The 7,773-nt window shown below is 37.0% G+C and carries 10 protein-coding genes; 9 read left to right on the top strand and 1 reads right to left on the bottom strand.

Annotation, left to right across the window (positions count from 1 at the left end):
• Positions 1-296, bottom strand: a 296-nt coding sequence (locus tag BMX63_RS08335) for a helix-turn-helix domain-containing protein (protein WP_143060130.1), incomplete at its 3' end; no start/stop codon positions are given.
• 371 nt (positions 297-667) lie between these two features.
• On the opposite strand from BMX63_RS08335, the gene flgB reads away from it, so the two are divergent.
• The 9 genes from flgB (at position 668) to BMX63_RS08290 (ending at position 7,749) form a co-directional block, all read left to right on the top strand.
• The gene (gene flgB, locus BMX63_RS08330; RefSeq protein WP_093134021.1) at positions 668-1,063 is read left to right on the top strand and encodes a flagellar basal body rod protein FlgB; all 396 of its coding nucleotides are present in this window, start codon (positions 668-670) and stop codon (positions 1,061-1,063) included.
• A complete protein-coding gene (gene flgC, locus BMX63_RS08325) occupies positions 1,063-1,530 on the top strand; it encodes a flagellar basal body rod protein FlgC (protein ID WP_093134018.1) in 468 nt (155 codons plus the stop codon). Before flgB ends, flgC begins: the two co-directional genes overlap by 1 nt.
• Positions 1,531-1,584: 54 nt before the next feature.
• Positions 1,585-1,842, top strand: coding sequence for a flagellar hook-basal body complex protein FliE (gene fliE / locus BMX63_RS08320; RefSeq protein WP_245732777.1), 258 nt, complete (start codon positions 1,585-1,587; stop codon positions 1,840-1,842).
• 166 nt (positions 1,843-2,008) lie between these two features.
• Positions 2,009-3,607, top strand: coding sequence for a flagellar basal-body MS-ring/collar protein FliF (gene fliF / locus BMX63_RS08315; RefSeq protein WP_093134012.1), 1,599 nt, complete (start codon positions 2,009-2,011; stop codon positions 3,605-3,607).
• A gap of 14 nt (positions 3,608-3,621) precedes the next feature.
• Positions 3,622-4,635: a flagellar motor switch protein FliG gene (gene fliG / locus BMX63_RS08310; protein ID WP_093134009.1), complete on the top strand. Its 1,014-nt coding sequence runs from the start codon at positions 3,622-3,624 to the stop codon at positions 4,633-4,635.
• Positions 4,628-5,416, top strand: a complete 789-nt coding sequence (fliH, locus tag BMX63_RS08305) for a flagellar assembly protein FliH (RefSeq protein ID WP_177167243.1) — start codon at positions 4,628-4,630, stop codon at positions 5,414-5,416. The genes fliG and fliH overlap by 8 nt, the downstream gene beginning before the upstream one ends.
• Positions 5,403-6,722, top strand: coding sequence for a flagellar protein export ATPase FliI (gene fliI / locus BMX63_RS08300; protein WP_093134003.1), 1,320 nt, complete (start codon positions 5,403-5,405; stop codon positions 6,720-6,722). The genes fliH and fliI overlap by 14 nt, the downstream gene beginning before the upstream one ends.
• Entirely contained in the window at positions 6,722-7,177 is a 456-nt protein-coding gene (fliJ, locus tag BMX63_RS08295) for a flagellar export protein FliJ (protein ID WP_093134001.1), read from the top strand. The genes fliI and fliJ overlap by 1 nt, the downstream gene beginning before the upstream one ends.
• On the top strand, positions 7,174-7,749 hold the full coding sequence (locus tag BMX63_RS08290) for a MotE family protein (protein ID WP_093133998.1): 576 nt from the start codon (positions 7,174-7,176) through the stop codon (positions 7,747-7,749). The genes fliJ and BMX63_RS08290 overlap by 4 nt, the downstream gene beginning before the upstream one ends.
• Positions 7,750-7,773: the final 24 nt, after the last annotated feature.

Here is a 7,773-nt window from a genome sequence, read left to right as displayed (position 1 = left end):
CAATTAAGAATCAAAGGCGGTTCAGTAATGCCAAATTTTCTAGCAACATCTTCAAGGGAATCTCCTGTTCTTACCTTATAGTTTATGACATCTAATTTAAATTGAACAGGATAATTCGTAGATGCTTTTTTAGTAGTCAAACCCTGTTCCCCAAACTGTCGGAAAGCACTGACCCATTTTCTTATATTGGTTTTACTTCGAATTCCAAATCTTTTAGCCAAGGAAGCATATCCACCTTCTCCAGCTAAATAAGCGTTAACTACATTTTGCTTAAATCCTTCATCATATTTGACCACAAAAAACACCCCAAAAGTTAGAATTAGTTCGTCTAACTTTTGGGGTGCACATCATCCTAAGGAGTCAGTCTTTTTTTTAGGCTTAATGTAAGAGAAAGCATATTTGTAAATTTATCAAAAAATATATCTTTTGTAGGATTGACTGGCCGACAGAACAATGGGCATATCGACCTATTATAGGGAAATTTTGCATATGTCTTTCGTAGTATTCTTTGAAAATTTGTCGAAATTTTGGATTTCCGGATTTCCTTGAAGGAATTTTTATGTAATAATCTAATATAGTAGATAGCGACAAAAAACTACAAAATAAGATAATTAAATACAAATCATTTTATGATGACAGAATGATTAATTGAAGGGAGGAACTTTTTATGCCCTTATTTAACAATACTTTTCAAGTTCTGAATCGTTCACTTGATTATGCCTCGCTCAAAAACCAAACCATATCAAACAACATCGCCAATGTAGATACGCCAAACTACAAGGCAAAGAATGTCGAATTTAAAAATGTATTAAATCAGGCCCAGTCTTCAATGGAGGCTAATCGAACTCATCAAAAACACCTTCCGTTTCATTCTAATAACGGCTCGTCACAGTTTCAGGTTGTAACAAGCCAGGATACGACGTACAACCATAACGGAAACAATGTCGATGTGGATAAAGAAATGACAGAACTTGCCAAAAATCAAATTTACTATCAAGCTTTGGTTGATCGAATCAACGGGAAGTTTAATAGCTTGAAGACAGTTATTAGAGGAGGTCAATAATGGGAATCTTTCATTCTATTAATACAAGTGGTAGTGGCTTAACTGCTCAAAGACTGAGGATGGATGTAATATCATCGAATATTGCTAATGCAGAGACCACTCGAGCACAATTAAATGAAAACGGGGAATGGGAGCCTTATCGACGAAAATTAGTTTCTTTTGAGGAAAAGAATGCATCCTTTCATTCCAAACTTCAAAATGCCATTCATTCGCATTCCAACCACGCTGGCAATAGTGGTAACGGTGTTCAAGTTAATGAAATTTCGGAGGATGAGGAACCTTTCAAAATGGTATATAATCCCAATCATCCTGATGCAAATGAAGATGGTTATGTAGCTATGCCTAATGTTGATCCATTACAAGAAATGGTTGATCTAATGAGTACAACCAGGTCTTATGAAGCGAATGTTACATCTATGAACGCTTCAAAGGACATGTTAATGAAAGCTTTAGAAATCGGAAAGTAGAGGTGAATATAGATGCCGACTGTTAATCAAGCATTGTTAAATCAAGAAGCATCCATGCAAAATGCAAATCGTACAACACCTTTCAAGGCACAGCAAAACTTTGCAGACTCTTTAAAAAATGCCATAAATCAAGTGAATGACGCACAAATAGAGTCAGATCAAAAAACAAAAGCACTTGCAGCTGGCGAAATCGATAACTTACATGATGTTATGATTGCTGCGCAAAAAAGCAGTGTTATGCTTCAAACAGCTGTAGAAGTTCAATCTAAAGCTGTTGAAGCATATAAACAAGTGATGAGAATGCAAATATAATCTTTATCCTTTTCTACTAAAGGTTACGTTACACAAAATTATTTTTTGTCGGTAATTGAATATTTTTTTATAAATTTTTTATATCTCTTTAAATCAAGTAATGAAAATATTTTTAATTGTTATCCTTCAGATATCATTAAAAATATAAAATGCGGAGGCAGCAGTAGTGAATAAAGTACGAGAATATTATCAAAAAACAATCGAATTTTGGAACAAAAGGCCTCTTATGCAAAAATCGCTTATTATAGGCGGTGCTGTCCTGATATTCGCTATTATCCTTTTTGTTACCCTGTTTGCTAATCGCTCAAACATGGTTCCGTTATATAGCGATTTATCGCTTCAGGAAACCGGCCAAATAAAAACCGAACTTGAATCAAGAGGAATTAAATATGAAGTTACCGATGGGGGTTCTTCGATATTAGTTCCAAAAGAAAATGTTGACTCTTTACTCGTTGACCTGGCTGCTCAAGGCATCCCGGATAGTGGAAATATTGACTATTCATTCTTTAGTGAAAATGCTTCCTGGGGGATGACAGATGGGCAAAGGGAAATGATAGAGTTAGATACCCTGCAAACTGAAATCTCAAATCTAATTAATAGTATTCAAGGTATACAAAGTTCTGATGTATTGATCACTAAGCCTGAAAAAGATGTTTTCGTGAATGAAAAACAAGGGGAGGCGTCAGCTTCTGTTGTAGTTCATACAGAGCCGGGCTATGATTTTGATCAAAGTCAAATTGATGGACTCTATCATTTGGTATCAAAAGCAGTACCTAATCTTTCTACTGATAATATCGTCTTAATGAACCAAAATTTTGAGTATTTTGATCAAGAAAATTCAAATAATGCTACAGCAGGAAATTCCTATGCGGAGCAACAGGAAATCAAAAAAGATATCGAACGGGATATTCAAAGTAGAGTTCAGCAGCTTTTAAGTACGATGATGGGGAGAGAAAATGTTGTTGTATCTGTAACGCCTGATATTGATTTCACGAAAGAAAATCGAGTAGAAGAGCTAGTAGAGCCTGTTGACGAAGAGGATATGGAAGGTTTGCCGGTAAGTGTAGAGCGGATTACTGAAACCTATTCTGGAGAGAACCCCCCTGAAGGGGCAGTTGGTACAGGTGAAGAAGAAGTTGCGAATTATCCAGCTGGAGAAGATGGGGAGGGTAATTCTGAATACGAGAAGGTAGAAGAAAGAATTAACAATGAGTTTAATCGTATTCAAAAAGATATTGTAGAAAGCCCTTATAAGGTTAGAGACTTAGGTATTCAGGTAGCTGTGGATTCGAAGAAATCACAGCCCGACGAGGAAGGGAATGCTCAATACTTAACAGCTCAAGAACAAGAAACGGTACGAGAGAGTATCTCATCCATTTTAAACTCCATGATTTCAACGACAGTCTCAGGTGATTATGGAGAGGTTAATCCTGAAGAAAAAGTGTCCATTGTATTTCAGGAATTCAGTTCTCAGCCTGTTAACGAACCAGCACCGGCTCCTGGCATTCCAACCTGGTTATATATTGCAGGTGGCATACTGTTACTAGCGGTTATTATTCTATTAATCCTCTTAGTCAGGAGAAGAAATAGAGATGAGGCTGGTGAATATCAGGAGGAACAGATGGAAGAGCAGGTTACGATTCCGGATATTGAACAACCTCAGGAAACCGAAGAAACTATGCGCAAAAAACAACTCGAAAATATGGCAAAAGATAAACCTGAGGAGTTTGCTAAATTACTTAGATCGTGGATTTCGGAAGATTAAGGAGGACATAAAGGATGGCCAAAGCCAAAACAGAATTAACAGGAAAACAAAAAGCAGCCATTCTGTTGATTTCATTAGGTCCTGATGTATCTGCTGAAGTTTATAAGCATCTTACTGAAGAAGAAATAGAGCAATTAACATTGGAAATTTCATCAGTAAGAAAGGTTGAATCCAATCAAAAGGAAGAAGTGATGAATCAATTTCATCAAATTGCCTTAGCACAGGATTATATTTCTCAAGGAGGGATTGGATATGCCAAAACCGTACTTGAGAAAGCACTTGGTGAAGGAGAGGCATCACAAATTATTAACCGTCTTACCGCTTCTTTACAAGTTAGACCTTTTGATTTTGCGAGAAAAGCTGAACCTTCACAAATCTTAAATTTTATACAAAATGAACATCCTCAAACCATTGCTCTTGTTCTTTCTTATTTAGATGCTGAACAATCAGCACAGATATTGTCAGAGCTGCCGGAGGATATTCAAGCAGATATTGCAAAAAGAATTGCGGTCATGGATTCGACTTCACCTGATGTCATAAATGAAGTTGAACAGATTTTAGAAAAGAAACTATCTGCAACCGTCACACAGGATTACACACAAACGGGCGGTGTTCAAGCTGTTGTCGAAGTGTTGAATGGTGTGGATCGATCGACTGAAAGAACGATATTGGAGGAGTTAGAAACTCAGGATCCTGAGCTGGCAGAAGAGATTAAGAAACGAATGTTTGTCTTTGAAGATATAGTGACTCTGGATAATCGTTCGATTCAGAAGGTTATTAGAGAAGTGGATAATGAAGATCTTATCTTATCCCTTAAGGTGGCCAGTGAAGAGGTACAGCAGGTCTTGTTCAAAAACATGTCAAACCGTATGGCTGAAAACTTTAGAGAAGAGATGGAATTTATGGGGCCTGTTCGTCTGCGTAATGTAGAAGAAGCGCAAACAAGAATTGTATCAGCTATCCGCCGTTTAGAAGAAATAGGTGAAATTGTCATTGCCCGCGGTGGAGGAGATGATATTATTGTCTAACATTTACAAGATAAAGTCTTCTGGTACACCTGAAAAATCGAAAACAATTTCTGTAAAACCGTTAAAACCTTTTGAGACTGCTGGTTTCGAACAATCCGAAGAAGCTATAACAAATTCTATGCAAAAACAGCAGGAAAAGCTATTAATGGATGCTGAACAAAAATTGGAAAATGCTAAAGCAGAAGCAGAACAAATCATGGAGCAGGCTAAAGCGAAAATTCAGAAAGAACATGAGAAGTGGCAATTTGAAAAGGAATCTTTGTATAAGGAATTGAAAGAAAGTGCCTATCATGACGGGTTCCAAGAGGGTAAGCAAAAAGCCGAACATGAATTTCAATCCTATATAGATGAAGCTTGCTCTTTAATCCGTTTAGCTAAGAAAGAGTATGCAGATATTGTTGATCAGAGTAGTGCAGATATTTTAAAAATGGCCATAAAGGCCTCGGAAAAAATTATAGGTTTTACCCTGGAACATCAGGTGGATGCATTTCCTTCATTAGTCAAACAGGCCATGTTAGCTGAAAAAGATGCGATGCACATTTATATCTACGTTCATGCGTGTGAATATGAAAATTTACTTCAATATAAAGAGGAATTGCAAAATATGTTAAGTAATCAAGCAGAATTAACTATTTATCCGAGTCATGAAATGGATCAATACGGATGTATAATTGATACCCCTCATGGTCAAATTGACGCAGGGATTGGGGTGCAGCTGAATGTTATAAAACAAAAGCTGTTAGATTTACTTGAGGAGGATCAAGTAAGTGAAAACCGGTGAAGTATTAAAGTGGATTGATCATACTGACTCAATGAAACGATACGGAAAAGTTACCCGTGTGGTTGGTTTGATGATTGAAGCAACTGGACCTGAAACAAGTATAGGTGATGTCTGCTTTGTCTATACAAAAGGCAAGATGAGTAAGCCTATTAAAGCAGAAGTAGTAGGCTTCGAAAAAGAAAGTGTATTATTAATGCCTTATTCTGAACTCAAGCATATAGGACCAGGGTGTTTAGTGGAATCCACTCATCAATCCCTGTTGGTGAAAGCAGGTAAAAGTTTAATAGGAAAGGTGTTAAATGGGTTAGGAGAACCATTAGATGCTTCTGAAATACCAACTGGAATTCCAGCTGTTCCAACAGATCAGGAGCCACCTAATCCCATGCATAGAGCTCCAATTAGAGAGAGGATATCCATTGGGGTTAAAGCCATTGATGGATTGCTAACAGTTGGTAAGGGTCAGCGTATCGGAATCTTTGCTGGCAGTGGTGTTGGTAAAAGTACTTTGCTTGGTATGATTGCACGAAATAGTGATGCAGATATTAATGTCATTGCATTAATTGGTGAAAGAGGCAGAGAAGTCCGTGAATTTATTGAAAACGACTTAGGTGAGGAAGGATTAAAAAAATCGATTGTAGTGGTGGCGACTTCTGACCAGCCAGCATTGCAAAGAATCAAAGGTGCTTATACTGCAACAGCTATTAGTGAATATTTCCGTAATCAGGGTCTAACTGTAAATCTTATGATGGATTCTGTCACACGAGTTGCTATGGCACAGCGGGAAGTTGGATTAGCTTCTGGAGAACCACCTACAACCAAAGGATATACACCAAGTGTTTTTGCAACATTACCGAAGTTATTGGAACGTACAGGGGCGAATGATAAAGGATCTATCACGGCTTTTTATACAGTACTAGTAGATGGCGATGACATGAATGAACCAATAGCTGATGCTGTCCGGGGAACTTTAGATGGACACTTTGTGCTGGATCGTTCTATTGCAGAACAAGGCCGTTATCCTGCTATTAACATTTTAAAATCGATTAGCAGAGTCATGAATCACATTTCATCAAAGGAGCATCTTCAGGCTGCTGATTATATTCGTAATATGCTTGCTATTTATGAAGAAAATAAGGAATTAATCCAAATTGGCGCATATAAAAAGGGCACCTCAAGGGAAGTAGATGAGGCTATTTCATACAATCCGAATATTAATCAGTTCTTAAAGCAGGGTGTACATGAATGTGTGACTGGAGATGAGGCAATTGAGAAGCTAATGGCTTTGGCTAACAGGAGTGAAACGTAATGTCAAATGTGAAAACCTTTGAAAAGATTTTAAATGTAAAAATGATAGAAAAGGATAAAGCCCATAAAAACTATCAGGAAGCAATGGATTATTTCGAGGTGAATGCTACAGAATTATATTATCTTTTAAAAGAAAAAGAAGATTTTGAAGCAGAAATGTCAAATAGCATTCAGTCCAGTGTCAGTGCTGACCAACTCAGAAATTATGATCAATACATTCAAACGTTAAACCAGAAAATTAAGGCCTCACAGCAAAATGTACAAAGTGCCAGAACGAATATGGAGCTTAAACAGCAATCTCTGACGGAATCCTATATTGAACTAAAGAAATATGAAAAAATAGTCTCTAACAAAAAGACCATAATCAAAAAACTTGAGGAAAAACATGAGAGAGAGGTCATTGATGAAGCGTCTGTACAACAGTTTATTCGGGGACAGGAAAAGGTGAGACCATGAGTGTAAAGAATACGGAAAAGCAAAAAGCAAGTAAATTTCAATGGTTTTTATTTGTTATCGTGATTCCTGCTATTTTTGCGGTAACGATCCTTTTCGTTGTATTAAATATCGCCGGAGTTAATCTCTTTGATATGGCGGAAAAGCATAATATCCCTGTCGTCTCAGCTTTAGTTCAAAGTGATGAAGATAAGGAAAAGGAAAACACTCAAGACCAGTTATCGGAATTACAGGCCACGATTAAAGATAAAGACGCTAATATCGAACAATTACAAGTAGATAATAAGTCAAAAGATGAAAAAATATCAAAGCTTCAACAAACGATATCGGATTTAACCAATCAGTTAAATCAACAAGAAGAACAACAGCAAAACCAGACAGAACAGATTAAGGAAGTCTCAACAACATTTGAGGAGATGGACCCTGAATCCGCTGCTCCAGTTGTAGAAAATATGGAACAGGACGTTGCATTAAAAGTATTAGCTGAAATCCCTTCTGAACAAAGAGGTGCGATATTATCAGCCATGAATCCAGAACTGGCAGCAAACCTTACAAGTGAATTGCTGAATCAATAGGAATCAATCAATGAAAAACCATTT

Origin of the sequence: Salinibacillus kushneri (genome assembly GCF_900111405.1) — a bacterium.
In the GTDB taxonomy this organism is placed as follows: Bacteria; Bacillota; Bacilli; order Bacillales; family Alkalibacillaceae; genus Salinibacillus; species Salinibacillus kushneri.
Note: the sequence above shows the minus strand (reverse complement) of the source record. Positions and strands in the feature narration are given on the sequence as shown.

Bases quoted from the DNA above. Each gene is read 5' to 3' on its own strand.
- BMX63_RS08290 (WP_093133998.1), top strand. From the start codon at position 7,174: ATGAGTGTAAAGAATACGGAAAAGCAAAAAGCAAGTAAATTTCAATGG.
- flgB (WP_093134021.1), top strand. From the start codon at position 668: ATGCCCTTATTTAACAATACTTTTCAAGTTCTGAATCGTTCACTTGAT.
- flgC (WP_093134018.1), top strand. From the start codon at position 1,063: ATGGGAATCTTTCATTCTATTAATACAAGTGGTAGTGGCTTAACTGCT.
- fliE (WP_245732777.1), top strand. From the start codon at position 1,585: ATGCAAAATGCAAATCGTACAACACCTTTCAAGGCACAGCAAAACTTT.
- fliJ (WP_093134001.1), top strand. From the start codon at position 6,722: ATGTCAAATGTGAAAACCTTTGAAAAGATTTTAAATGTAAAAATGATA.
- fliG (WP_093134009.1), top strand. From the start codon at position 3,622: ATGGCCAAAGCCAAAACAGAATTAACAGGAAAACAAAAAGCAGCCATT.